Below are 23,666 nucleotides of genomic sequence, written 5' to 3' on the forward strand. Positions count from 1 at the left end.
CTGAGACAACGTTAATACTTTTTGTGAACATTTGATATTTTAAGTAATCAAGAACCGAAGTTCTTGGCACCTTCATCAAACGCCCACACTTATCGACTGTTAATTTTTAAAGATCAGAGGCACACGCCGAGTGTCGGTACTGCTTCTTTGCTGCGCTTGCGAATCGTTTTGTTCGTCAGCAGCAGAGGAGTGAGATTATGCTGTATTCCTAAAACCTCGTCAACCCCCTTCATTTCGCTTCGTCGCAGTTTTCACTGCTGACTTCATCGCGCTAACCAATTGATTTGGCTTGCGTTTTTCGGTCAGTGCCGAAGCGGAGGCGAACTATAGCAAACCAACTGCCGGGTCCGCAAGAGGGCGCGAAAGAAAGTGTGGCGACTACAACAGCCAGTCGATCGGCAGCCACGACAGCGCCTTCACCGCGGCCCGCTTGAACCAGCTCGTGCCGGGCTCTTTCTCATGCCGGATCACCTGTTCGCCGCGCCGCTCCAGCCAGATCACCGAGCCCTGCTCGTCCAGCTTCACCTCATAGGCGCGCGTCGGCAGGGTCCGGTCCAGGGTCTCGCCCAGGCGCGTGGCCAGGGCCGGGCTATCGATCACCATTCCCATTTCGGTATTCAGGTGAATGGAGCGCTGGTCGAAATTGAAGGAACCGACGAATACCCGATTGCCATCGACGCCAAAGGTCTTGGCATGCAGGCTGGCATCCGAACTGCCGATCCCGCTGCCGCTGCCACGTTTCTCCCGCGAGGGCTCGTCGGTGGCTTCGCGCCGCAACTCATACAGGGTTACCCCTGCCTCGAGCAAGGGCTTGCGCCATTTTGCATACCCCGCGTGCACCGCAGCGACATCGGTCGCCTCCAGCGAATTGGTCAGTATCCTGGTCCGGGCGCCCTTCCTGGCCAGATCGACGAAAGCAGCGGCGCCCTCCTTGCCCGGCACGAAATAAGGAGACACCAGGTCCAGGCTGCGCTGCGGCTCGCCCAGCAAATCCCTGAGCTTGAAGGCGATATTCGCCTCCGGCGCCGCCTTGCCCATGACCTTGGCCGGGTCGTCGCTGACGAATCGGGTGCGTGCCCATTCCAGCGGCAAGCTTCCGCCGACCAGCTGCTCGAGAAACGCGGAGCGCTTGATCGCCTCTATATAGGTAGTCGCCTCGACGTCTGGCTTCAAGGCCGGCGCCGCGACGGCGTCCGGCGCCAGCAAGGCCAGCGGATAGGCGGATGGGCTATTCCAGTACAGGTCGAAGTCGTCCGAGACGGCGCGCACGACCGGGCCGGCCGCGATCACGTCCAGGTCCGCAAACGAGATTTCGCCGGCCGCGCCGAAATACTCGTCCCCCACATTGCGCCCGCCGATGATCGTGACCTGGTTATCGGCCGTGAACGATTTATTGTGCATGCGCCGGTTGAGGCGCATGAAATCGGCAACCAGCCCGATCGCCCGCACCGAACGCATGGCATTCGGATTGAACAGCCGGACCTCGATCATCGGATGGGCATCGAGTGCGGCCAGCGCCTCGTCGAGCCCGGCGGTATTGTTGTCGTCGAGCAGAAGGCGCACACGCACGCCGCGCTCGGCCGCATTCTTGAGCGCGTCGAACATCAACCGGCCGGTGGTGTCGTTACGCCAGATATAGTATTGGACGTCCAGGCTGCGATCGGCAGCCTGCGCCAGCACGGCACGGGCGGCGAAGGCATCGCGCCCATCGGCCAGGGCGTGGATTCCCACCAGGCCAGGGTGCGCCATCGTGAGCGGCATCAAGGCCTTGCCCAGCCGGGTATCGTCGGTCTCGACAATGGCGGTGCTCGCCACCCTGCCCTCGAGCGGCGGCAGCGATGAACAACTCGCCAGCGCCAGGGACAGCGCAAGCAGCGCCCCCGGCAGCACCAGCAATACCCTGCGCTTACCCATGCTTACAGGCCGTCCTTACAGGCCGTTGAATTCCGGCTTGCGCTTTTCGAGGAAGGCCGACATGCCTTCTTTTTGTGCAGGGGTACCGAAGCCGGCGTGGAAATACCTGCGCTCATAGGCAACGCCCTGGGTCAGGGTCGTCTCATACGCCTGGTTGACGCAATCCTTGATCTGCATCGCCACCGACACCGGCATCTCGGCAATGCCCTGGGCGATCTTGATCGCTTCTTGCATCACCTCGGCCGCCGGATAGACGCGCGACACCAGGCCGGTGCGCTCGGCCTCAAGGGCATCGATCATGCGCGTGGTCAGCAGCATGTCCATCGCCTTCGACTTGGAAATCGCGCGCGGCAGGCGCTGGGTGCCGCCGGCGCCCGGGGTGACGCCGACCTTGATCTCGGGCTGGCCGAACCTGGCGCTATCGGCGGCGACCAGAAAGTCGCACATCATCGCCAACTCACAACCGCCGCCCAGGCAATAGCCCGAGACCACGCCAAGCACCGGCTTGCGGATGTCGAGGATGTGCTCCCAGTTACGACCGATGTAGTTATTGCCGTAGGTTTCCTGATAATCATAATTGGCCATGGCGGCGATATCCGCCCCTGCCGCGAAGGCCTTGTCGCTGCCCGTCAGCACGATCACATTGATCGCCGGATCCTTGTCGAACTTGCGCAGGGCATCGCCCAGCTCGTTCATCATATTGTCGTTCAGCGCATTCATCGCCTTGGGACGGTTCAGGCGGATCACGGCAACCTTGCCATGGTTCTCGATCAACAGGTCAGCATAGTCCATATAACATCCTTATATAGTGTTAAACCCTACTGTTGCGATTGTAGCGCTTTCCGTACACGTCAAGTCGAGCAATCTGTTGATCCATCCGGGGTGGCCGCGCAAGGAAAGCGAACGTCAGCCGCTCACCATCAACGCATTGATGACGCCATAGCCGGGCGACGGCGCATCTACCCTCCCCGTTGCAAGGAAGGCTGCCGCCGCGTCGCGCGCGAGTCCCTGCGCTGCCTCGCCGATCGCCGAGCCCGCGCTCAGCCTGCGCACCCCGAGTTCGCGCAGGCGCGCCGGCGCCGGCAGTCCCGGCACCGCCATCACGTTCAGCGGCAGCGCCACGGCGGCGGCGATGGCGGCGATATCGTTCTCGTGGGCCAGGCCCGGTACGAACAGGCCGCTGGCGCCCGCCGCGCGATACAGCTCTCCCCGGCGGATGGCTTCCTGTGGCTTGCCATCGCCATCGGCCAGGCCGCGCAGGTACACATCGGTGCGGGCATTGATGAACAGGCGTACGCCGGCCGCGTCGGCCACTTCGCGCACCATCGCGATCTTGCTGGCCAGGAGCGCCGGCGCATCGCCGCCATCCTCGATATTGATGCCGACGACGCCAGCGCCGATCAATTCGCGCACCAGCACCGCCACGCCAGCCGGATCGGCGCTGTAGCCGTCCTCGATGTCCACCGACAGCGGCAGGTCGCTCACGCGCCGGATGCCGCGCACCGTCGCCAGCAGCAGCTCGGTCGGCAGGTGGCTCCCATCCGCATGGCCGTGCGACCAGGCCACGGCGGCGCTGCTGGTGGCCAGCGCCGTGGCGCCGGCCGCCTGGGCAACGCGGGCGCTGCCGCCGTCCCAGCAATTTGGCAGCATCAGAAGGCCGTCGTGCATCGAGTGGAACAGTTCATCGTGGTTCATGCGATCTCCTCTTGTTGGATAATGAAAGTCTTCATCGGGCTATGAAACAGGTGCTGGGCGGCATACGCGCGCCAGGGCCGCCAGGCAGCGCTGCGCCCGAGCAGGCCAGGATCGTCGCAGGCGAAGGCATCGCTGTCGTGCCGCACGAACGCCGCGCCATCGCGCTGCGCCGCTTGCGCAAGCGCCTTCAGCGCGGCGCGGCCGGACGGCGCGATGGGCAGCGCAGAAAGGTCGGCCGCGGCGCCCCGGCCGGGGTCCGGGAAAGTGTGCCCCAGGCCAGGCAGGCCCAGGGCCTCGGGCAGCGCTTCGCCACACAGCGCGACCAGGGCGACCGACGCGCCGCGCCAGCCGTCACCGGCGTGCACGGACAGCAGCGCCAGCACGTCGGTCTCGAAATCGTCCCAGCGTCCCGGCGCGCGCAGGCCGGGACGCTGCACCACCAGCGGCGCCAGCAAGCTATCCAGTGACAGATGCGTATTGATGGCATGGATGTCCGCGGCCGTGTCGAAGCGGCGCTGCACGCGCTCGATCACATCGGGCAGCGCGCGCACGTCGCTGAGCCGCACGCCGACCTTCAGGCAGTGCCGCGCCGGATCGTGCCAGACCCGCACGGTGCCGCTCGCGGCCCCGCTGCGCACGCTGCGCCGGTATTCGCGCTCGCTCACCACCGCCACGCCGGGCAGCGCGCGGCAGGTCGCCAGCATCGCCGGCCAGTCGTAGGGCGGCTGGTAGCGCAGGCGCAGTTCCATCTCTTCGCCCTCGGCCGCAATGCCGGCGTCGCGCCGCAGTGCGCCGGGCGGACGCTGGTACATCGCCTTGAAGGTTTCGTTGAAGCGCCGCACGCTGCCGAAGCCCGCGGCCATCGCCACCGACGTCATCGGCAGCCGCGTCTCGTGGATCAGCTGCTTGGCGAACAGGATGCGGCGCGTCTGCAGCACGCTGACGGGCGAAGCGCCCAGGTGCTGCTGGAACAGGCGGCGCAGCTGCCGGGTGCTGACCTGCAGCCGCGCAGCGACAAAGGCCAGGCCGGCTTCGTCATGCAGGCCGGCGTCGGCGAACAGCGCCAGGGCGCGCGCCACGGTGTCCGAACTGCCGCGCCAGGCGCCGCCGCCCGGCGCCGACTCGGGACGGCAGCGCAGGCAGGGACGAAAACCCTGTTGCTGGGCCGCGGCGGCCGAAGGATAGAATTCGCAATTCTCGATGCGCGCCGTGCGCGCCGGGCAGATCGGCCGGCAATAGATGCCGGTCGAGGTCACGCCGATGAACAGGCGCCCGTCGAAGCGGGTGTCGCGTGTCTGCAGCGCGCGGTAGGAGCTGATGCGGTCGTCCAGGTCCATGCCGGGATTCTGACACGCCCCGGTAACCGACACTCGCGGAAAACGGACATGGACAGTTTTCCGCACCCAGACTGCTTATTTGGGCAGTAGCACCCACAGCGATCCCTGCTGCTTCATGAGGCCCGCGTTCTCGGTCGCCTCAGGCCCGAAACCGAAGAAGAAATCGGCCCGCACCGCGCCCCGGATGGCGCCGCCGACATCCTGCCCCATCACCAGCCGCTGCAGCGGCGAGCCATCCCTGGGCATGGTGGTCGACAGCCATACCGGCGCGCCCAGCGGCAGGATGGTGCGGTCGACCGCAATCGAGCGGCCAGGGGTGAGCGGCACATTGAGCGCGCCGCGCGGGCCGGCATTGGGATCGGTCACCTTCTGCTCGGTGAAGAAGATATAACTGGCGTTCACGTTCAGCACTTCCTGGCGGCGCGCCGGATTGGCCGCCAGCCAGGCGCGGATCGACTGGGCCGACACCTGGTCGGGGCTCAATATGCCCTGCTCCACGAACCAGCGCCCGATCGCCTTGTAAGGGTGGCCGTTCTGGTCGGCGTAGCCGACCCGCACCGTCTCGCCGCCATCGAGCTGCACCCGGCCCGAGCCCTGCACCTCAAGGAAGAAGGCCTCGACCGGATCGTTCACCCACAGCAGTTCCCTGCCCTTCAGTGGCGCGCGGTCGATCTCGGCGCGGCTCGCGTAGGGCACCAGGGTCTTGCCGGACAACTTGCCGCGCAGGCGCCGGTTCTTCAGGTCGGGATAGATGCCGCCCAGGTCGACCGTGATCAAATCGTCGGGCACCCGGTACAGCGGCGTTTGATAGGCGCCGCCGCGCTTGCGCGATCCGTACAGCATCGCTTCGTAGTAGCCGGTGACCAGGCCGGTATCACTGCCATCGGGTTCGCGCACCTGGTTGGGCACGAAATACGTCTCGAAAAAGCGCCGCACCGCCGCGCCATCCTGGCCATCGACCGAGCGCGCCGCCGCGCACGGGGTCTTCCATTCGGCCGCGCGCGAAGCCAGCACGCCGCACGACTGCTGGAAGGCCGGCCAGGCCTGGCGCAGGTCGTCCTGCTGCCAGCCGGGCAGCGCCTCGAAGCTCACCGGCGTCAGGGGCGGGACCGGCGCGGGCGGCGGCGCGGGCGCAGGCGCCGGCGGTTCAGGCGGTGGCGCCGGCGGCACCACGACCGGCCCGACCGGCGGCGGCATCGTGACGGGCGGCTGCCCGGGCTGCGGCGTGGTCGAGCAGGCGCTCAGGAAGCAGACGAAGGCGATCAGGGCAGGTACACTGCGGCGTGTCGTATACATAAGAGACATGGAGACGAAAATGTGGATCCTGATGGTGGAAGCCGGCGTGGCGCTGTTTTTGCTCGTATTTATCGTCTGGTGGACGATGTTCGCCGGCCGCAAGGACGTCGACCGCAAGGACGACGACCGCGAACCCTGATCAATGCAGCGAACGCGGTGGCGACAGCACGAATTCGGGGATCGGCGACTCGAAGCGGTGGCCGTCTTCTGCCACGCAGAAGTATTCGCCGCGCATCGAGCCCTGGGCGGTGCCGAGCTGGGTGCCGCTGGTGTACTCGAACTGTTCGCCCGGCTGCAGCAGGGGCTGGTGGCCGACCACGCCCAGCCCGCGGACCTCTTGCATCTGGTTGTTGGCATCGAGGATCACCCAATGGCGTGAGATGAGCTGGGCCGCGACGCTGCCGGTGTTCTTGATCGTGATGGTGTAGCTGAACACGAACTGGCTCCGGTCAGGGTCGGATTGCTCCGGCAGGTATTGCGTTCTGACGGTGACAGTGAAATCGTAGGCGGACATCGGGTTTCCTTGGATGATCGTGGACAAGGCCGCTACGCTCCATGCGGCGGCCGGCGCGCCGTGTGGCGCAAACAACAACAATGATACCGCCTGCGGCCCGATCCCGGCGCTGCAAGGGCCGCAAGAGAGCATTCCGGCCCCCGACCGGCGTAGAATAGCGGCTTCATTCAATCCCGCTCCATCGCGCCATGACCACCTACCGCATCGCTCCCAGCATCCTGTCCGCCGATTTCGCCCGCCTGGGCGAGGAAGTGCGCAATGTCGTCGCCGCCGGCGCCGACATCATCCACTTCGACGTGATGGACAACCACTACGTCCCGAACCTGACCATCGGCCCGCTGGTGTGCCAGGCGATCCGCCCGCACGTGGACGTGCCGATCGACGTGCACCTGATGGTCAAGCCGGTGGACCGCATCATCCCCGATTTCGCCAAGGCCGGCGCCAACATCATCACCTTCCACCCCGAGGCTTCGGAACACATCGACCGCACCCTGCAGCTGATCCGCGACCACGGCTGCAAGGCCGGCCTGGTGTTCAACCCGGGCACGCCGATGCACTACCTGGAACACGTGATGGACAAGATCGACATGATCCTGATCATGTCGGTCAACCCGGGCTTCGGCGGCCAGTCGTTCATCCCTGAAGCACTGAAAAAGATCGCGATCGCGCGCCGCATGATCGACGAATCGGGCCGCGACATCATGCTGGAAGTCGATGGCGGCATCAAGGCCGAGAACATCGCCGCGGCCGCCGCCGCCGGCGCCGACACTTTTGTTGCCGGCTCGGCCATCTTCGGCAAGCCGGACTACAAGGCCGTGATCGACGCCATGCGCGAACAACTGGAAACCGTAGCAAATTCGGTGGGCAAATAATGCGGGCCGGCGCTGCAGCCATCCGGGCCGCCATCATCGACCTGGACGGCACCATGCTCGACACGGTGCCCGACTTCGAGGCGGCCCTGAACGGCATGCGCGCCGACCTTGGCCTGGGCCCCATCACCCAGGCCACCATCAAGCCGCTGGTCGGCAAGGGTTCCGAGAAGCTGGTGCGCGATGCACTGCTGCTCGACTGGGACGCCGCCCGCGTCGACGCCGCCTACGACGACGCGATCGCCGGCTACCAGCGCCACTACCTCGCCATCAATGGCAACCGCAGCACTCTGTTCGATGGCGTCATCGAAGGGCTGCAAGCGATGCGCGACCTCGGCCTGCGCCTGGTGTGCGTGACCAACAAGCCGGTCGCCTTCACCCTGCCACTGCTGGAGCAGAAGGGATTGGCGCCCTACTTCGAGCAAGTCTTCGGCGGCGATTCGTTCGCCAAGAAGAAGCCGGATCCGATGCCGATGACCCGAGCCTGCGCCGCGCTCGACCTGCCGCCGGGCCGCGTGGTGGCCATCGGCGACTCGTCCAACGATGCCGAAAGCGCCCGTGGCGCGGGCTGCTTCGTGTTGACCGTCCCATATGGATATAACCACGGACGCCCTGTACAAGAAATTCAATCCGATGGTATAGTTGATTCGCTACTCGAAGCGGCGGCCCTGATCGCTGCACACAATCGCACCGCAAACTAAGTCATCTATACATGTTTTTCACCAAAAAACACACTGTCAACCAGACCGGCGCCCTCGAGGCCTGGCTGTGGCGACGCTGGCAATCCTGGGCTAACTAAGCCGTACCGATTGCTGCCGGTGTTCGTTTTCGCGACGCCACCCCGGCAGGTTTTTTGAAGCACACCACCGCCCTCCTTCCACCGGGCGGTACGGAGAAAACATGACCGAACTCGAATTCAAGTCGCTGGCCAACCAGGGCTACAACCGCATCCCGCTGATCGCGGAAGCCTTCGCCGACCTCGAAACCCCGCTCACGCTCTACCTCAAGCTGGCCCAGTCCCAGCACACCGGCAAGAACACTTTCCTGCTCGAGTCGGTGGTGGGCGGCGAGCGCTTCGGCCGTTATTCCTTCATCGGCCTGCCGGCCCACACCCTGCTGCGCACCAGCGGCAATCTCACCGAGATCGTGCGCCACGGCGAAGTGATCGAAACGCACGAAGGCAATCCGCTCGACTTCATCGAGGAGTATCAGGCGCGCTTCAAGGTCGCCCTGCGTCCCGGCCTGCCGCGCTTCTGCGGCGGCCTGGCCGGCTACTTCGGCTACGACACGGTGCGCCACATCGAGCGCAAGCTGGCCAATACGGTCCCGCGCGACGAACTGGGCCTGCCGGACATCCAGCTGATGGTGACCGAAGAACTGGCCGTGATCGACAACCTGTCCGGCAAGCTGTACCTGATCGTGTACGCCGACCCGGGCCAGCCAGAGGCCTACTCGCGCGGCCGCCAGCGCCTGAAAGACTTGCGCATGATGCTGCGCCGGAGCGTCGATGCGCCGGTCACCTCGAGTTCGGTGCGCACCGCCGAAGTGCGCGACTTCGGCAAGGAGGATTACCTCAAGGCGGTGGCCAAGGCCCACGAATACGTGATGGCCGGCGACCTGATGCAGGTGCAGATCGGCCAGCGCATCCGCAAGCCGTATGTCGATTCGCCGCTGTCGCTGTATCGCTCGCTGCGCTCGCTGAACCCGTCGCCGTATATGTACTACTACAACTTCGGCGACATGCAGATCGTCGGCGCCTCGCCCGAGATCCTGGTGCGCAACGAGCTGTCGCCCGAGGGTGGGCGCAAGGTCACGCTGCGCCCGATCGCCGGCACGCGCGGCCGCGGCGCCACGCCCGAGCAGGATGCGGCACTGGCCGAAGAACTGCTGTCCGATCCGAAAGAGGTCGCCGAGCACGTGATGCTGATCGACCTGGCGCGCAACGACATCGGCCGCATCGCCGACATCGGTTCGGTGAAAGTCACCGACCGCATGGTCATCGAAAAATACTCGCACGTGCAGCACATCGTCTCCAACGTCGAGGGCAAGCTGAAAGACGGCATGTCGAACCTCGACGTGCTGCGCGCCACCTTCCCGGCCGGCACCCTGACCGGCGCGCCGAAGGTGCGGGCGATGGAAGTGATCGACGAGCTCGAGCCGGTAAAACGCGGCATCTACGGCGGCGCCTGCGGCTACCTGAGTTTTGGTGGCGAGATGGACGTCGCCATCGCGATCCGCACCGGCGTGATCAAGGACGGCAACCTGTACGTGCAGGCCGCGGCCGGCATCGTGGCCGACTCGATCCCCGAGATGGAATGGCAAGAGACCGAAAAGAAGGCGCGCGCCGTGCTGCGCGCGGCCGAGCAAGTGCAAGATGGCCTGGATGGGGAGTTCTGACATGCTGCTTATGATCGACAACTACGACTCGTTCACCTACAACATCGTGCAGTACTTCGGCGAGCTGGGCGAGGATGTGCGCACCGTGCGCAACGACGAGATCACGCTCGAACAGATCGCGGCAATGAAGCCCGACCGCATCTGCATCTCGCCAGGGCCAAAGGCGCCGAAGGATGCAGGCATCTCGCTCGACATCCTGCGCGAATTCAAGGGCAAGCTGCCGATCCTGGGCGTGTGCCTCGGCCACCAGGCGATCGGCGAGGCTTTCGGGGGCAATGTGATCCGCGCCAAGCAGGTCATGCACGGCAAGACCTCGAGCATCGCCCATATCGGCGAAGGCGTGTTCACCGGCCTGCCCAGCCCGTTCACCGTGATTCGCTACCACTCGCTGGCGATCGAGCGCTCTTCGCTGCCTTCGTGCCTCGAAGTGACGGCATGGACCGACGACGGCGAAATCATGGGAGTGCGCCACAAGGACTACGACATCGAGGGCGTGCAGTTCCACCCCGAATCGATCCTGTCCGAACACGGTCACGCCCTGTTCAAGAATTTCCTGACGCGCTGATGCGTCCATGCGTGAGCGCCACTGTCGCGGCGCCACGCCCTCATTACGTCTAGAAGAACTGGAACCATCATGCCGATCACCCCACAAGAAGCGCTGCTGCGCTGTATCGAACACCGCGAAATCTTCCACGACGAGATGCTGTCACTGTTCCGCCAGATCATGGCGGGCGAGATGTCGCCGACCATGGTCGCAGCCCTGACCATGGGCCTGCGCGTCAAGAAGGAAACCATCGGCGAGATCACCGCCGCCGCCCAGGTGATGCGCGAGTTCTCGACCAAGGTGCCGATGGCCGACACCAGCCACCTGCTCGACATCGTCGGCACCGGCGGCGACGGCGCCAACACCTTCAATATCTCGAGCGCCTCGATGTTCGTGGCCGCCGCCGCCGGCGCGCGCGTGGCCAAGCATGGCGGCCGCAGCGTCTCGTCCTCGTCCGGCAGCGCCGACGTGATCGAGGCCTTCGGCGCCCACATCGACCTCAAACCCGAACAGATCGCCCAGTCGATCGCCCAGACCGGCATCGGCTTCATGTTCGCCCCCAACCACCACGCGGCAATGAAGCACGTGGCCCCGGTGCGGCGCGAGCTGGGCGTGCGCAGCATCTTCAACATCCTCGGCCCGCTGACCAATCCGGCGGGCGCGCCGAACATCCTGATGGGCGTGTTCCACCCCGACCTGGTCGGCATCCAGGTGCGCGTACTGCAGCGTCTCGGCGCCGAACACGCGATGGTGGTGTGGGGCCGCGACAATATGGACGAAGTCTCGCTCGGCGCCGGCACCCTGGTCGGTGAACTGGTCGATGGCGAGATCCGCGAATACGAGATCCACCCGGAAGACTTCGGCCTGTCGATGATCTCGAGCCGCAACCTCAAGGTGAGCAATGCCCAGGAGTCGAAGGCGCGCGTACTCGAAGCGCTGCGCGGCGAGCCGGGTCCGGCCCACGACATCGTGGCCCTGAATGCCGGCACCGCGCTGTACGCGGCCGGCGTGACCGACTCGATCGAGGCGGGACTGGCCAAGGCGCGCGACGCCATCGCTTCCGGCGCCGCCATCGCCAAGCTGGAGCAGTTCGTCCAGGTCACACGCCAGCTCGGCGCCGCCCATTAATTCACTTGCGAGAGCACCGATGTCCGACATCCTCAACAAGATCCTGGCCGTGAAGGCCGACGAAGTGGCCGCGGCGCGCAAGCAGCGCGACCTGCATGGCCTGCGCCGCGACGTGGAAAGCGACCGCGAGGCGCGCGCCGCCATCCGCGGTTTCGAATCTAGCCTGCGCGCCAGGATCGCCGCGGGCCAGGCCGGCGTGATCGCCGAAGTAAAGAAAGCCTCGCCGTCGAAAGGCGTGCTGCGCCCGGACTTCCAGCCGGCCGCGATCGCGCAAAGCTATGCCGAACACGGCGCGGCCTGCCTGTCGGTGCTGACCGACGTCCAGTTTTTCCAGGGTTCGGTCGCTTACCTGCAGCAGGCGCGCGCCGCTTGCACGCTGCCGGTGCTGCGCAAGGATTTCATGGTCGACCCGTATCAAGTCTATGAAGCGCGCGCGATGGGCGCCGATGCGATCCTGTTGATCGTCGCCGCGCTCGACCACGGCCTGATGGCCGAGCTCGAGGCCTGCGCCATGGACCTCGGCATGGATGTGCTGGTCGAAGTGCACGACGGCGAAGAGCTCGATGCGGCGCTCAAGCTCAAGACAGCGCTGCTGGGCATTAACAACCGTAACCTGCGCACCTTCGACGTCACGCTCGACACCACGCTCGGCCTGCTGCCGCGCATCCCCAAGGACCGCCTGGTGGTGACCGAATCGGGCATCCTGGGCGCCGCCGACGTGCAGCGCATGCGCGAGGCCGATGTCCACGCCTTCCTGGTCGGCGAAGCGTTCATGCGTGCGGAAAATCCTGGCAAGGAGCTGCAGCGCCTGTTTGCATAAGCGCTGATGGCAGAGGAACTCCGGATGCACGGATGGGTCGAACGGTTACGCCAATACCGGCGCGACCTGCGACCGTCCTGCATCCACCATGAATACCCCTCATCGCAGCATCGTTTGTCTCTTTCTCGCGTCCCTCGTGCTCGCGTTTCTTGCCGCATGCGGCACGTCGACACCGCCACCGGCGCCACCGCCCGCGGCCCAATCGGGGGGCATTCCACTGACACCGCTCCCCGCCCCTGCGCCTACGCGCACGCTCGACGCCTATAAAGCCGACGTCGCGCGCCACGTCATGCAGCGCAATCCAGAACGAATATTCGAGGGAGAATTGCCGCCCATGCTGCCGGCGGTGGTGGTAGTCAACATCACGGTCGACCGCGCAGGCCAGTTGACAGACGTCCAGGTGCAGCGCTCGCGCGACCAGGGGGCATCCGAGGTCGCGCTGGCCTCACTGCGCCGCAGCGGCCCGCTACCGGCGCCCGATGGCCTGGGGCCGCAGCATGCCGACCTGATGACGTTTTCCGAGACCTTCCTGTTTGGCGAGCGCTACCGCTTCCAGATCAGGACATTGGCGGGGCCGCAGCGCGCAGGCCTGTAGCGTATATCAGCGCGGGTGGCAGGATGCCGGCGCGGGATGGCCTGCATCGCCTTGCGCGGCGGCGCCGCAACGTTTGCAGTGACGGCGATTGCGCAGGTGCGCATACAGCAGCATGAAGCCGCTGATGACGGCGAATACCGCCTCGGCCACTTCGCCCAACAACGGGCTGACGACGAACACGGCGCCGAGAAAGATCGCCAGGCCGGCGCAACCAACCAGCAAGGTGGTCTTGTCACGGTGCTTCAGGTAGCCGGGCACCAGCGCCAGCAAGACCGGCAAGGTGATCGCCGCGATCAGGGTGTCGTGGAAGGTATCGTGCACGTGGGCCAGCCCGAGCATCGGGAACGCCAGGATCACGAGCGGCATCGCCATGCAGTGCAGCAGGCACAGGATCGATGCCGCCATGCCGGCGACATCGCCGTATTTGATCAGGGATTTCATGAACCCTGTTCCTTTCTTTGAAACCGGCGCTGTGGACCTCATGTCCGTCGGCGCCGGCGGATTGGGTTCGGTCAGAACAACACGCGCAGGCCGGCCGTCAGGTTACGGCCGGTCAGCGGTGCATAGTCCTTGATGAACGAGGTGTGGCTATAGGCCAGGCGGTCGGTCACATTGTTCAGGCGCGCGTACAGCTGTGCCGGCAAGTTGCCGATGCGGGTCGAATAGTGCGTGCTGAGGTTCAGCGTCGTGTAGCCGGCTGTTTCGGATTCGAAATCGGCGATTCGGTCCTGCTTGCCCACACGGACGAGTTCGGCCATGCCGTTCCAGGCGCCCCAGTCGCCTTCGAGCTTGAACCCGACCCGGTGCGCCGGCGTGCGCGGAATGTCGCGGCTGCCCGGGCCTTCGTCGAAGCGCGCACGCACGTAGTCGCCGAACACGGTGGCCTTCCACACCGACGACAGATTGTGCGCCACTTCTCCTTCCAGGCCGGTGAAGGTGGCGTCGCGCTGGGCGTAGTTGATCAGCTGCAGGCCCTCGAACTCGCCACGCGTCTGCGAATAGATATAGTCGCCGATGCGGTTATGGAAGGCGCTGAGCGAGAAGGTGGTGCGGCCGGCGAATTTGCGCAGGGTCAGGTCGAGGTTGTTCGAGGTTTCCTTGACCAGGTTCGGGTTGCCGATCTCATAGGTATTGGTCGCCAGGTGCGGGCCGTCCGCAAACAGTTCCTCGGCGGTCGGCAGGCGGTGCGTGTGCGACAGCGAGGTGCCCAGCGAATATTCGGGCGCGAACTTCCACACCGCGCCGACCGATAGCGAGGTGCCGCGGGTGTGGCTGTCCGGCTTGTCCACTTCAGCTTCGACGTCCTGCCATTCGTGGCGCACGGCGGCCTCGAAGCGCACATTTCCCAGCTTGTATTCCTCGGTCAGGAAGGCCGCATGCTTCCTGGTCAGGGTCGGCGGCACATAGGCCTCGGCGCCGATCGCCGAGAAGTCGCGGCGCGTGGTCTGCAGGCCGAACACGCCATGCCAGCCCGCGATCGGTGCGTGCACGAACTCCAGGCGGCCATCGTGGCCCTTGTTCTTGAAGGTGGTGGCGACCGCGCTGCCCTCGACCTCGTCGTGGATATAGTCGGTGAACGAGGCGCGCAGGCGCACGCGCTCGATGCCGGCCACCGGATTGCGGTATTCGCCGCGCACGTCCCAGCGTTCGCTGTCCAGGTCCACCACCGGCGCCTCGATCTCGCCCGCGTCGTTCTCGAAGCCGTGGCCCGGCAGGCCGTACTTGCCGCGCTCCTTGGTGAAGGCGGCGCCCAGGTAGCCATCCTTGCCGACCCACGACATGCCGACGGTGCCGGTCTCGGTTTCCTTGTAGCTGCCCGGGACGCGGCGACCGCCTTCCCAGTCCTTGCCGACGCGGTAGTCGTCGGCATCGCGCTTGACGCCTTCCAGGTGCAGGGCCAGGTTGCTGCCGGCGGCCGTGGTGAATTCGGCCGCGCCGGTCTTCTCGCGCGCCGCCGAATTGGCGCGCACCTCCGCGCTGCCTTCCAGGCCGCCCTCCGGCATCGCGGTCGGCACCTTGCGATCGATGATGTTCACCACGCCGCCCACGGCGCCGCCGCCATAGGCCAGCGCCGACGGGCCGCGCAGCACTTCGATGCGCTCGGCCAGGACGGGTTCGAACGCAACGGCGTGGTCGGGGCTGATGGTGGACGCATCCTGGATCTCGGAACCGTCGGACAGGATCTTCACGCGCGGGCCATCCATGCCGCGGATGATCGGACGGCTGGCGCCGGCGCCGAAGTGGCTCGAGGTAATGCCGGGCATGCTCGACAAGGTCTCGCCCAGGGTCGACTGGCGGGTCCGCACCAGCTCGTTGCCACCGATCGAGGTCACCGGCGTGACCATGTCGTCGCTCGCCACGCCGAGCCCGCTGGCGGAGACGACGACGGTCGCAGGCGCAGCAGTCGATTGCGCGAGGGCGGTGAGTGGGCAGCCAAGGGCCAGCACACAAGCCAGCGCGAGCGGCGTGCGCTTGCCAGTGAAATCAGTCATGGGAATCCTCGATCGTGGAACGCCAGGGGACAGCGAATCCATTATTAGTCAAATCTAATGATAACTCATTATCGTTAAGGATTCAACGCAATGCAGCAATCGCGCGCGGCAATAAAGAACCGGCGCAGGACGAATTCGCCCTGCGCCGGCCGATACGTCGTGTAGCCAGAACTTTAGAACATGACGCGAATGCCCGCCGTCAGGTTACGACCTGTGAGCGGCGCCGCGTTCTTGATGAACGAGGTGTGGCTGTAGGCCAGTTCGTCGGTCAGGTTGTTCAGGCGCGCATAGAACTGGGTCGGCACGCCCCCGATGCGGGTCGAGTAGTGAGTGCCGATATTGAGCATGTTGTAGCCCGCGGTCTCGGTCTCATACTCGGCCAGCTTGTCCTGCTTGCCGACGCGGTAGAACTCGACCATGCCATGCCAGGCCTTCCAGTCGCCGTCGAACTTGACGCCAAGGCGCGACGCCGGGATGCGCGGCAGGTTGCGGCTGCCCACGCCTTCATCGAAACGGGCCCGCACATAGTCGCCGAACACCGTCGCACTGATCGCCGGCGTCAGCTTCTGGCGGATCTCGCCTTCCAGGCCGGTGAAGGTGGCATCGCGCTGGGTATACTCCACCAGCTGGAAGCCCTCGTGGTTATCCAGCGTGCGGGCATAGATGTAATTGTCGACGCGGTTGTGGAAGGCGCTCACCGAGAAGGTGGTGTCGCCCTCGAACTTGCGCAGGGTAAGGTCGACGTTGTTCGAGGTTTCCTTTTCCAGGTCCTGGTTGCCGACTTCATAGGTGGCGGTAGCCAGGTGCACGCCATCGGCGTACAGCTCTTCGGCGGTCGGCAGGCGGTGGCTGCGCGACAGCGAGGCGCGCAGCGAATATTGCGGCGCCAGCTTCCACACCGCGCCGACCGAGGCCGAGGTGCCGCGCGCATCGGTGTCACGCAGGCCCGGCGCATCGACTTCGATATCCTGCCACTCGTGGCGCAGGCCGGCCTCGAAACGCCAGTTATCCAGCTTGTATTCCTCGGTCAGGAAGGCGGCGTGCTTCCTGGTGAGCGTTGGCGGCACATAGGCTTCCTCGCCGATGGCCGAGAAGTCGCGGCGCGTGGTCTGCAGGCCGAACACGCCGCGCCAGCCGGCAAGCGGCGCATGCACCGCTTCCAGGCGGGCGTCGTGGCCCTTGTTGCGGAACGAGGTCGAGACGACGTTCTCTTCGAGCTCGTCGTGGACATATTCGGTGAACGAGGCGCGCATGCGCACGCGCTCGATGCCGGCCACCGGGTTGCGGTACTCGCCGCGGATGTCCCAGCGCTCGCTGTCGAGCTTCACGATCGGCACGCCGTGTTCGTGGTCATGGTCGTGGTCGTGGCCTTCCTCGTGGTCGTGGCCTTCCTCGTGGTCGTGGCCTTCTTCCTCGTGGCCATGGCCGCCGCAGTGCAGGTGGTCGCCATGCGGATGGCAGCCTTCGAATTCGTGGCTGTGGCCAGGGATGCCGTATTCGGTGCGCTCCTTGGTGAAGGCGGCGCCGAGGTAGCCGTTCTTGCCGATCCACGACAGGCCGACGGTGCCGGTCTCGCTTTCCTTGTAGCTGCCGCCCACGCGGCGGCCTTCGCTCCAGTCCTTGCCGACGCGGTAGTCGTCGGCATCGCGTTTGACGCCTTCCAGGTGCAGGGCCAGGTTGCTGCCGGCCGCGGTGGTGAATTCGAAGGCGCCGGTCTTTTCGCGGGCGGCCGAATTGGCGCGTACTTCGGCGCTGCCTTCCAGGCCGTTCTCGGGCATCGCGGTCGGGATCTTGCGGTCGAGGATGTTCACCACGCCGCCCACCGCGCCGCCGCCATAGGCCAGCGCCGACGGGCCGCGCAGCACTTCGATGCGCTCTGCCAGCACCGGCTCGAAAGCGACGGCGTGGTCGGGGCTGATGGTCGAGGCGTCCTGGATCTCGGCGCCATCGGACAGGATCTTCACGCGCGGGCCGTCCATGCCGCGGATCACCGGACGGCTGGCGCCGGCGCCGAAGTGGCTCGAGGTGATGCCCGGCTGGTGGGCCAGGGTCTCGCCCAGGGTCGATTCACGGGCACGCACCAACTCGCTGCCGCCGAGCGAGGTCACCGGGGTGATCATGTCATCGTCCACCACGCCCAGGGCGCTGGCGGACACGACCACCGTCGGCACGCTGTCCGGGTCCGCCGCCGACCGGCTCGTGGCCTGGGCGTGGACGGCCAGGGGCGCGCCGAAGGCCAGCATCAGCGCCAGGGTCAGCGGTGTACGCTTGCAGGAAAAGTCGGACATGGTGGTTCCTCGAATGATGTGGGCGACAAACAAGATAAGGCCGATAACGATAATTCGTTATCATTAACAATGAAATGATAAGCCATTATCATTAAGCATTCAACTGCTTTTTGGTTCCTGTTCGCGCTTTGAGGTATCCTTCGCCTTATGCAACGCAATACACGTCAAAAATCCGCCATCCTGCATGCAATCGAGCATGCGCAGCGTCCGCTGTCGCCACAAGAGATCCTGGATGAAGCCAGCCGCGAGGTCAGCCAGCTGGGCATGGCGACCGTCTACCGCAACCTGAAGTCGCTGGTCGACGACGGCGCGCTCAAGGTCGTGACCCTGCCTGGCGAAGGCGCGCGCTACGAATCGACCAGCGCCGCCGAACACCATCACCACCATTTCCAGTGCACCGCCTGCCAGCGCGTGTTCGACGTGCACGCCTGCCCCGGCGACATCGAGCACATGGCGCCGAAGGGCTTCAGCGTCGAAAGCCACGAGCTGACCCTGTACGGCCGCTGCGCCGACTGTCTCAAGTCCTGAACCAGGACACAAGAACAAAAACGGCCGGCGCGCAAGCGACCGGCCGTTTTCTCATGGCTTGCCTGTCTATTTACCGAGCACGTTCAGCACGGCCAGCGTCATGGCCTGGGCGCCGGTCTTGATCGACGGTTCCGGCACCGGCGCGTAGAACGGCGAGTGATTGAAGGCGATCGGCTTGCCGCCCTCGCGTTCCGCCTCGGCCACCACCTTCGGGTCGTACACGCCGGTGAAGAAGAACATCGACGGCACGCCCTCGTTCGCGTACAGCGAAAAGTCTTCGCTGGCGGTCATGGCCGGCATGCGCTTGGCCTTCTCAAGCCCGAAGGCTTCCTTGAACACGACCTCGGTCTTGTTTACCAGTTCGGTGCTGTTGACGATGGCCTGGCCGCCGCCGCCGATCAGCATGTCGGGTTTTGGCGCGCCGGCCATCGCGGCCGAACCTTCGGCCACGCGGCGCACGCCTTCGAGCAGCTTGGCGCGCACAGTTGGGCTGTACGAGCGGATGGTGCCGCGCACCTGCACGCTGTCCGGGATGATGTTGCCGACCGTGCCGCCCTGGATCGAACCGACCGTGACGACGCCGAATTCCTTCGGATCCTTCTCGCGGCTGACGACGGTCTGGACGTCGACCACGAAGCGCGCCGCGATCGCCACCGGATCGATGGTCTTGTCCGGCGCCGAGCCGTGGCCGCCGCGGCCTTTGAACGTGATCTCGAGCCAGTCCGAGTTGGATGACACCGGGCCGTCGTTGAAGCCCACCGTGCCATGGGCCAGCGGCCAGGAATGCAGGGCGAAGGCGTAATCGGGTTTCGGGAAGCGCGTGAACAGGCCGTCGTCCAGCATCGCCTTGGCGCCGGCGACGATTTCCTCGGCCGGCTGGCCGATGAAGACCAGGGTGCCCTTCCACTGCGACTTCAGTTCGACCAGGGTGCGGGCGGTGGCGAGCCAGCTGGTCATGTGGACGTCGTGGCCGCAGCTGTGCATCACGAAGGTGTCGCGGCCTTCGCTGGTGGCGCGGGCGCGGCTGGCGTACGGCAGGCCGGTACGCTCTTCCATCGGCAGGCCGTCCATGTCGGTGCGCACCAGGACCGTCGGGCCGGCGCCGTTTTTCAGCACCGCGACGACGCCGGTCTTGCCGACCTTCTCGGTGACGGTGAAGCCGAGTTTACGCATCTCGGCCGCCAGCTTGGCGGCGGTGCGCACTTCCTGGAAGGCGATCTCGGGATGGGCGTGCAAGTCCTTATAGATGGTGTCGAGCCACGGGTACATGGCGTCGACCTTGGCGACGACGTCGTCCTTGAGCGGGGCGGCCTGCTGGGCCTGGGCGGGAACCGTGGCCAGCGCCAGGGACATGCATGCTGCGGCCGCAGCGGCGATACGGGTAAGGGTCATGGTTCTCTATCGTTGTGGGATGTCTTGGGATTACACCGCGCTCGGGCGCTTGATCGCCGCCGACTTGCGCCCGGCCACGGCCTGCGACAGGGTGATGCCGGGCACGCGGTCGCCCTGCAGGGTGACGTCGAAGGCCATCAGTTCGTCGCGGCGGAAGGCGTGCACGGTCACGCGGTCGCCGACGCGGTAGCGCGCCAGCAGGGCGTCGACGTTCGACGGAACGCCATTCACGCGCAGGCCGTCGATCGCGATCACGACGTCGAGCGCCGACAGGCCGGCCAGGTGGGCGGCGCCACCCTCGTGCACCTGGGTCAGCTTGGCGCCGAGCGGGTCGCGGCCGATGCCGGCGTCCAGCGAGGCCTTGCCGCCCTTGCGCTCGTCGACCAGCTTCACGCCCAGCGGCGCATACAGCTTGGCCAGCGGCAGGTCATCGGTGCCGCGCACATGGCGCTCGAACAGACTCTTGAGCTTGAGTCCGCTGACCTCGTCGAACAGCGCTTCGACTTCGTGCTCCGTCACGCCGCGGCCCGCGCCGTTGTAGAAATCGCGCCCATAGCGCTCCCACAGCGCCAGCATGATGTCGTCCAGCGACTTCGCCCCATTGGTCCTGGCGCGGATGGTCAGGTCGAAGGCCAGCGCGATCAGCGAACCCTTGGTGTAGTAGCTGACGATCGCATTCGGCGAGTTCTCGTCCTGGCGGTAGTACTTGCTCCAGGCGTCGAAGCTCGAATCGGCCACGCTCTGCTTGAGGCGTCCGCCGCCGCGCAGCACGCCGCCGATGGTCTTGGCCTGCAGCTTGAGATAGGTGGCTTCGCCGATGATCCCGGCACGCACCAGCATCAGGTCGTCGTAATAGCTGGTGAAGCCTTCGAACAGCCACAGGAGCGGCGTGTAGTTCTCGGCCTGCAGGTCATAGGGGGCGAACACGGCCGGCTTGATGCGCTTGACGTTCCAGGTGTGGAAATACTCGTGGCTGCACAGGCCCAGGAAACGCAGATAGCCTTCGCCCGGCTCGGCCGCCTTGGGAGTGGCAAGGCTGGGCAGGTCGGCGCGCGCGCAGATCAGGGCGGTCGAGGCGCGGTGTTCGAGGCCGCCATAGCCGTCGCCCACGGCCATGGTCATGAACACGTAGCGCTCGACCGGCGCGCGTTTCGTTCTCGGTTCGAAGAACGCGATCTGGGTCTCGCAGATCGCCTTCAGGTCGGCCTGCAGGCGCGCCATGTCGAGGTTGGGCACACGGCCGGTGATCACGATATCGTGCGGAATGCCGTGGGCCTTGAAGGTGGCCAGCTCGAAGTCGCCCATCTCGACCGGATGGTCGATCAACTCGTCGTAGTTGGCGCAAGCATAGGTGCCGAAGCCGTAGCGCCTGGCGCCTGCCTCCGGCATCGCGGTGGCCACGCGCCAGACCCTTGCGGCCGGATCGGCGGGGCGCTGGATATCGACCTGGTGGGCGAGCGACTCTTGTCCCACCACGCGCAGGAACACGCTGGTGCCGTTGAAGAAGCCGTGGGTCTGGTCGAGGTGGGCCGCGCGCACCGACAGGTCCCAGGCGTAGATCTCGTAGTGCAGGGTCAGCGGGGCGCCGGTCGGCGCGGCGCGCCAGGAGTGTTTATCGAGCTTGGTGAGCGCGACCGCGCGGCCTTCTTCGCCGCTGTCGGCCCGGATGCGCACGATATTGCGCGCGAACTCGCGGATCATGTAGCTGCCCGGGATCCACGCGGGCAGTGCGAACACCTGGCCGTCGGGATCGGGATTGGCAACCGTGACGGTGACGTTGAACAGGTGAGCGGCCAGGTCCTTGGGGACGATGGTGTAATGGATGGCGTTCTGCTTTTTCTGCGATGGCTTTTTCATGATCTTCTTGAATGGTCTCTCGGGACGCGCCGAATGGACATAGTGTAATCCATCGGGCGAAGCAAAACGCGCGCCAGGCGTGATAACCGTGGCTGTGAACCGTGGCTGTGAACCGTGGCTGTGAACCGTGGCTGTGAACCGTGGCTGTGAACCGTGGCTGTGAACCACGGCTTGCGGCCTATACCGGCAGGTCGGACGGGGAATCGATGTCGCGCAGGATGCCGGGGTCGTTCACGGCGATCGTGGTGACCGGGCTGCTGGCCAGCAGGCGCCGCGCGCCCTGGTCGCCGTCCAGCGCCAGCAGGTCGTCGCGGTGCTGGGCACCGAAAGCGACCGGATTGCCGCGCCGGCCGTCGAACGTCGGCGCGCCGATGGCGGCGCCGTCGTCGATCGCACCAGCCAGCGCATGCAGGGTGGATGGATCGACGAAGGGCATGTCGCCCAGCGCCACCAGCCAGCCATGGCCGGGCGGCTGGCCGCCCAGGGAATGGCGGATCGCGTGGGCCAGCGACAGGCCCATGCCGCTGTCGGCTTCAAGACACACCGTCACTTCGCAGCCGAGTCGGCGCAATACTTCCCCTACCCCGCCGTCCTCCGGCGGCACCACTGCCACCACGCGCGCGAACACGGCCAGCAGCTTGCCCGCGCTGGCGGCGACCACCAGCTCGCCGCCCGGCAGGCGCTGCAGCAGCTTGTTATGTTGGCCGGCCGGGTCGAAGCGGCGGCCGCGCCCCGCGGCCAGGAGGATGCCGGTCAGGGCCATGGGTTCACGCCTCGAGGGTCGCGGCGGCATCCTTGATGGCCGCGCGGATCCGCTGGTAGGTGCCGCAGCGGCACAGGTTGCCGCTCATGGCATTGTCGATGTCGGCGTCCTGCGGACGCCGGTTGGTGCGCAGCAGCGCGACGGCGCTCATCACCTGGCCGCCCTGGCAGTAGCCGCATTGCGGCACGTCGTGGCGCACCCAGGCATCCTGGACCGCCTTGCCGACCGGGTCGGCCGCCATTGCCTCGATGGTGGCGATGCGTCGGCCGGCGACGGCCGAGATGGGGGTGATGCAGGAGCGGATCGGGTCGCCGTCCAGGTGCACGGTGCAGGCGCCGCACAGGGCCGCGCCGCAGCCGAACTTGGTGCCGGTCAGGTTCAGGTGGTCGCGCAGCGCCCACAGCACCGGCGTGGCGGGATCGGCCTCGACCTGCAAGTCTCTTCCGTTGATGTTCAATGTAAGCATGCAGGTCCCCGGCCGAATGCGGCGATCGGTTATTTCGCCGCCTTGCCTTCCAGCGAATCGAACTTGGCTTCGAGCGACTTGAGGTCGATCGCGCCCGGGATGCGGGTGCCGTCGGCAAAGAAGATCGCCGGCGTGCCGGTGATGCGCAGCTTCTGGCCGAGCGCCAGGACCTTGTCGTTCGGCGACTCGCAGGCTGCGGGCGCCGCCGGCGGCACTTTGCCGTTGATCATCCAGTCATCCCAGGCCTTGTTGCGGTTGGGCGCGCACCAGATGTTCTTCGACTTGGTGAACGAATCCTCGGACAGGATGTTGTACAGGAAGGTATAGACGGTGACGTTGTCGATGTCCTTGAGCGTGGTCTGGCGCAGGCGCTTGCAGTAGCCGCAGTTCGGGTCCTCGAATACCGCGATCACGCGCTTGCCGTTGCCCTTGACCTGCTTGAGCGCCATCTCGAGCGGCAAGTCGCTGAACTTGATCTTGTTGATGTCGTCGATGCGTTCGCGGGTCAGGTTGCGCGAACTCTTGACGTCATACACCTGGCCGATCACCAGGAACTCGCCCTTCTTGTCGGTGTACAGGATGTCGCCCGCGACCCGCACCTCATACAGGCCGCCATACGGGGTCTCCTTGACCGACTCGATCTTGGCGCCGCCCAGGTGCGGCTCGAGCGCCTTCTTGATACCTGCTTCGACCGTGTTCTGCGCGTCGACGCACGACGCGAGCAGCGCTGTCGCCAGCAGGACGGCGAGCTTCATTTTGACCATGCTTGAT

The 23,666-nt window shown here is 65.7% G+C and carries 23 protein-coding genes; 9 read left to right on the top strand and 14 right to left on the bottom strand.

All coding sequences use genetic code 11. The features are described 5' to 3' along the window. Positions 1 to 378: 378 nt before the first annotated feature. From E8M83_RS03865 to E8M83_RS03885, 5 genes are all read right to left on the bottom strand, one after another. Complete coding sequence (locus E8M83_RS03865) at positions 379 to 1,914, bottom strand: phospholipase D family protein (protein WP_137172077.1); 1,536 nt, start codon at positions 1,912 to 1,914, stop codon at positions 379 to 381. Positions 1,915 to 1,929: 15 nt separating this feature from the next. Next, positions 1,930 to 2,706, bottom strand: coding sequence for an enoyl-CoA hydratase (locus E8M83_RS03870; RefSeq protein ID WP_137172078.1), 777 nt, complete (start codon positions 2,704 to 2,706; stop codon positions 1,930 to 1,932). A 114-nt stretch (positions 2,707 to 2,820) separates the two neighbouring features. Next, a complete protein-coding gene (locus tag E8M83_RS03875; protein ID WP_137172079.1) occupies positions 2,821 to 3,609 on the bottom strand; it encodes an isocitrate lyase/phosphoenolpyruvate mutase family protein in 789 nt (262 codons plus the stop codon). Next, entirely contained in the window at positions 3,606 to 4,946 is a 1,341-nt protein-coding gene (locus tag E8M83_RS03880; protein ID WP_137172080.1) for an AlkA N-terminal domain-containing protein, read from the bottom strand. Before E8M83_RS03880 ends, E8M83_RS03875 begins: the two co-directional genes overlap by 4 nt. 75 nt (positions 4,947 to 5,021) lie before the next feature. Beyond that, entirely contained in the window at positions 5,022 to 6,242 is a 1,221-nt protein-coding gene (locus E8M83_RS03885) for a murein transglycosylase A (RefSeq protein ID WP_137172081.1), read from the bottom strand. Positions 6,243 to 6,249: 7 nt separating this feature from the next. Here E8M83_RS03885 and E8M83_RS26430 point away from each other — a divergent pair, with 7 nt between their 5' ends. Next, positions 6,250 to 6,381: a hypothetical protein gene (locus tag E8M83_RS26430; protein WP_267874185.1), complete on the top strand. Its 132-nt coding sequence runs from the start codon at positions 6,250 to 6,252 to the stop codon at positions 6,379 to 6,381. Here the strand turns inward: E8M83_RS26430 and apaG are convergent, their stop codons facing one another. Next, complete coding sequence (gene apaG / locus E8M83_RS03890) at positions 6,382 to 6,756, bottom strand: Co2+/Mg2+ efflux protein ApaG (RefSeq protein WP_137172082.1); 375 nt, start codon at positions 6,754 to 6,756, stop codon at positions 6,382 to 6,384. A gap of 188 nt (positions 6,757 to 6,944) precedes the next feature. On the opposite strand from apaG, the gene rpe reads away from it, so the two are divergent. The 7 genes from rpe (at position 6,945) to E8M83_RS26435 (ending at position 13,109) form a co-directional block, all read left to right on the top strand. Next, entirely contained in the window at positions 6,945 to 7,628 is a 684-nt protein-coding gene (gene rpe, locus E8M83_RS03895) for a ribulose-phosphate 3-epimerase (RefSeq protein WP_137172083.1), read from the top strand. Continuing rightward, positions 7,628 to 8,326: a phosphoglycolate phosphatase gene (gph, locus tag E8M83_RS03900; RefSeq protein WP_137172084.1), complete on the top strand. Its 699-nt coding sequence runs from the start codon at positions 7,628 to 7,630 to the stop codon at positions 8,324 to 8,326. Before rpe ends, gph begins: the two co-directional genes overlap by 1 nt. Before the next feature lie 199 nt (positions 8,327 to 8,525). Then, positions 8,526 to 10,022, top strand: a complete 1,497-nt coding sequence (gene trpE / locus E8M83_RS03905; protein ID WP_137172085.1) for an anthranilate synthase component I — start codon at positions 8,526 to 8,528, stop codon at positions 10,020 to 10,022. A gap of 1 nt (position 10,023) precedes the next feature. Beyond that, a complete protein-coding gene (locus tag E8M83_RS03910) occupies positions 10,024 to 10,587 on the top strand; it encodes an aminodeoxychorismate/anthranilate synthase component II (protein ID WP_137172086.1) in 564 nt (187 codons plus the stop codon). A gap of 69 nt (positions 10,588 to 10,656) precedes the next feature. Next, entirely contained in the window at positions 10,657 to 11,694 is a 1,038-nt protein-coding gene (gene trpD, locus E8M83_RS03915) for an anthranilate phosphoribosyltransferase (protein WP_137172087.1), read from the top strand. 19 nt (positions 11,695 to 11,713) lie between these two features. Next, positions 11,714 to 12,514, top strand: coding sequence for an indole-3-glycerol phosphate synthase TrpC (gene trpC, locus E8M83_RS03920; RefSeq protein WP_137172088.1), 801 nt, complete (start codon positions 11,714 to 11,716; stop codon positions 12,512 to 12,514). Between the two features lie 88 nt (positions 12,515 to 12,602). Beyond that, entirely contained in the window at positions 12,603 to 13,109 is a 507-nt protein-coding gene (locus E8M83_RS26435) for a TonB C-terminal domain-containing protein (RefSeq protein WP_137172089.1), read from the top strand. A gap of 6 nt (positions 13,110 to 13,115) precedes the next feature. Here the strand turns inward: E8M83_RS26435 and E8M83_RS03930 are convergent, their stop codons facing one another. The 3 genes from E8M83_RS03930 to E8M83_RS03940 all read right to left on the bottom strand — a co-directional run bounded on the left by E8M83_RS03930 (position 13,116) and on the right by E8M83_RS03940 (position 17,889). After that, positions 13,116 to 13,550 (bottom strand): MerC domain-containing protein, encoded by a 435-nt coding sequence (locus tag E8M83_RS03930; protein ID WP_137172090.1) that lies wholly within the window; start codon positions 13,548 to 13,550, stop codon positions 13,116 to 13,118. Between the two features lie 71 nt (positions 13,551 to 13,621). Continuing rightward, positions 13,622 to 15,601 carry a TonB-dependent receptor gene (locus E8M83_RS03935; protein ID WP_137172091.1) on the bottom strand — a complete coding sequence of 660 codons (1,980 nt, stop codon included), beginning with the start codon at positions 15,599 to 15,601 and terminating at the stop codon, positions 13,622 to 13,624. Positions 15,602 to 15,774: 173 nt separating this feature from the next. Next, positions 15,775 to 17,889 (bottom strand): TonB-dependent receptor domain-containing protein, encoded by a 2,115-nt coding sequence (locus E8M83_RS03940; protein WP_137172092.1) that lies wholly within the window; start codon positions 17,887 to 17,889, stop codon positions 15,775 to 15,777. 147 nt (positions 17,890 to 18,036) lie between these two features. On the opposite strand from E8M83_RS03940, the gene E8M83_RS03945 reads away from it, so the two are divergent. Further along, entirely contained in the window at positions 18,037 to 18,417 is a 381-nt protein-coding gene (locus E8M83_RS03945; protein WP_137172093.1) for a Fur family transcriptional regulator, read from the top strand. A 66-nt stretch (positions 18,418 to 18,483) separates the two neighbouring features. Here E8M83_RS03945 and E8M83_RS03950 read toward each other — a convergent pair whose 3' ends face one another. From E8M83_RS03950 to E8M83_RS03970, 5 genes are all read right to left on the bottom strand, one after another. Beyond that, positions 18,484 to 19,809 carry an amidohydrolase gene (locus E8M83_RS03950; protein ID WP_137172094.1) on the bottom strand — a complete coding sequence of 442 codons (1,326 nt, stop codon included), beginning with the start codon at positions 19,807 to 19,809 and terminating at the stop codon, positions 18,484 to 18,486. 30 nt (positions 19,810 to 19,839) lie between these two features. Further along, positions 19,840 to 21,666 (bottom strand): M61 family metallopeptidase, encoded by a 1,827-nt coding sequence (locus E8M83_RS03955; RefSeq protein ID WP_137172095.1) that lies wholly within the window; start codon positions 21,664 to 21,666, stop codon positions 19,840 to 19,842. Positions 21,667 to 21,844: 178 nt separating this feature from the next. Next, a complete protein-coding gene (locus E8M83_RS03960; RefSeq protein WP_137172096.1) occupies positions 21,845 to 22,429 on the bottom strand; it encodes an NTP transferase domain-containing protein in 585 nt (194 codons plus the stop codon). Between the two features lie 4 nt (positions 22,430 to 22,433). Next, positions 22,434 to 22,895, bottom strand: a complete 462-nt coding sequence (locus tag E8M83_RS03965) for a (2Fe-2S)-binding protein (protein WP_137172097.1) — start codon at positions 22,893 to 22,895, stop codon at positions 22,434 to 22,436. Between the two features lie 29 nt (positions 22,896 to 22,924). After that, a complete protein-coding gene (locus tag E8M83_RS03970; RefSeq protein ID WP_137172098.1) occupies positions 22,925 to 23,659 on the bottom strand; it encodes a DsbC family protein in 735 nt (244 codons plus the stop codon). Positions 23,660 to 23,666: the final 7 nt, after the last annotated feature.

Origin of the sequence: Massilia sp. HP4 (assembly GCF_005222695.1) — a bacterium.
Lineage (GTDB): Bacteria > Pseudomonadota > Gammaproteobacteria > Burkholderiales > Burkholderiaceae_D > Telluria.

Bases quoted from the DNA above. Each gene is read 5' to 3' on its own strand.
- E8M83_RS03930 (WP_137172090.1), bottom strand. From the start codon at position 13,550: ATGAAATCCCTGATCAAATACGGCGATGTCGCCGGCATGGCGGCATCG.
- rpe (WP_137172083.1), top strand. From the start codon at position 6,945: ATGACCACCTACCGCATCGCTCCCAGCATCCTGTCCGCCGATTTCGCC.
- gph (WP_137172084.1), top strand. From the start codon at position 7,628: ATGCGGGCCGGCGCTGCAGCCATCCGGGCCGCCATCATCGACCTGGAC.
- E8M83_RS26435 (WP_137172089.1), top strand. From the start codon at position 12,603: ATGAATACCCCTCATCGCAGCATCGTTTGTCTCTTTCTCGCGTCCCTC.
- E8M83_RS03885 (WP_137172081.1), bottom strand. From the start codon at position 6,242: ATGTATACGACACGCCGCAGTGTACCTGCCCTGATCGCCTTCGTCTGC.
- E8M83_RS03875 (WP_137172079.1), bottom strand. From the start codon at position 3,609: ATGAACCACGATGAACTGTTCCACTCGATGCACGACGGCCTTCTGATG.
- E8M83_RS03955 (WP_137172095.1), bottom strand. From the start codon at position 21,666: ATGAAAAAGCCATCGCAGAAAAAGCAGAACGCCATCCATTACACCATC.
- E8M83_RS03935 (WP_137172091.1), bottom strand. From the start codon at position 15,601: ATGACTGATTTCACTGGCAAGCGCACGCCGCTCGCGCTGGCTTGTGTG.
- E8M83_RS03965 (WP_137172097.1), bottom strand. From the start codon at position 22,895: ATGCTTACATTGAACATCAACGGAAGAGACTTGCAGGTCGAGGCCGAT.
- E8M83_RS03960 (WP_137172096.1), bottom strand. From the start codon at position 22,429: ATGGCCCTGACCGGCATCCTCCTGGCCGCGGGGCGCGGCCGCCGCTTC.
- E8M83_RS03910 (WP_137172086.1), top strand. From the start codon at position 10,024: ATGCTGCTTATGATCGACAACTACGACTCGTTCACCTACAACATCGTG.
- E8M83_RS03865 (WP_137172077.1), bottom strand. From the start codon at position 1,914: ATGGGTAAGCGCAGGGTATTGCTGGTGCTGCCGGGGGCGCTGCTTGCG.
- trpC (WP_137172088.1), top strand. From the start codon at position 11,714: ATGTCCGACATCCTCAACAAGATCCTGGCCGTGAAGGCCGACGAAGTG.
- E8M83_RS03970 (WP_137172098.1), bottom strand. From the start codon at position 23,659: ATGGTCAAAATGAAGCTCGCCGTCCTGCTGGCGACAGCGCTGCTCGCG.
- E8M83_RS26430 (WP_267874185.1), top strand. From the start codon at position 6,250: ATGGAGACGAAAATGTGGATCCTGATGGTGGAAGCCGGCGTGGCGCTG.
- E8M83_RS03880 (WP_137172080.1), bottom strand. From the start codon at position 4,946: ATGGACCTGGACGACCGCATCAGCTCCTACCGCGCGCTGCAGACACGC.
- apaG (WP_137172082.1), bottom strand. From the start codon at position 6,756: ATGTCCGCCTACGATTTCACTGTCACCGTCAGAACGCAATACCTGCCG.
- trpD (WP_137172087.1), top strand. From the start codon at position 10,657: ATGCCGATCACCCCACAAGAAGCGCTGCTGCGCTGTATCGAACACCGC.
- E8M83_RS03950 (WP_137172094.1), bottom strand. From the start codon at position 19,809: ATGACCCTTACCCGTATCGCCGCTGCGGCCGCAGCATGCATGTCCCTG.
- E8M83_RS03870 (WP_137172078.1), bottom strand. From the start codon at position 2,706: ATGGACTATGCTGACCTGTTGATCGAGAACCATGGCAAGGTTGCCGTG.
- E8M83_RS03940 (WP_137172092.1), bottom strand. From the start codon at position 17,889: ATGTCCGACTTTTCCTGCAAGCGTACACCGCTGACCCTGGCGCTGATG.
- trpE (WP_137172085.1), top strand. From the start codon at position 8,526: ATGACCGAACTCGAATTCAAGTCGCTGGCCAACCAGGGCTACAACCGC.
- E8M83_RS03945 (WP_137172093.1), top strand. From the start codon at position 18,037: ATGCAACGCAATACACGTCAAAAATCCGCCATCCTGCATGCAATCGAG.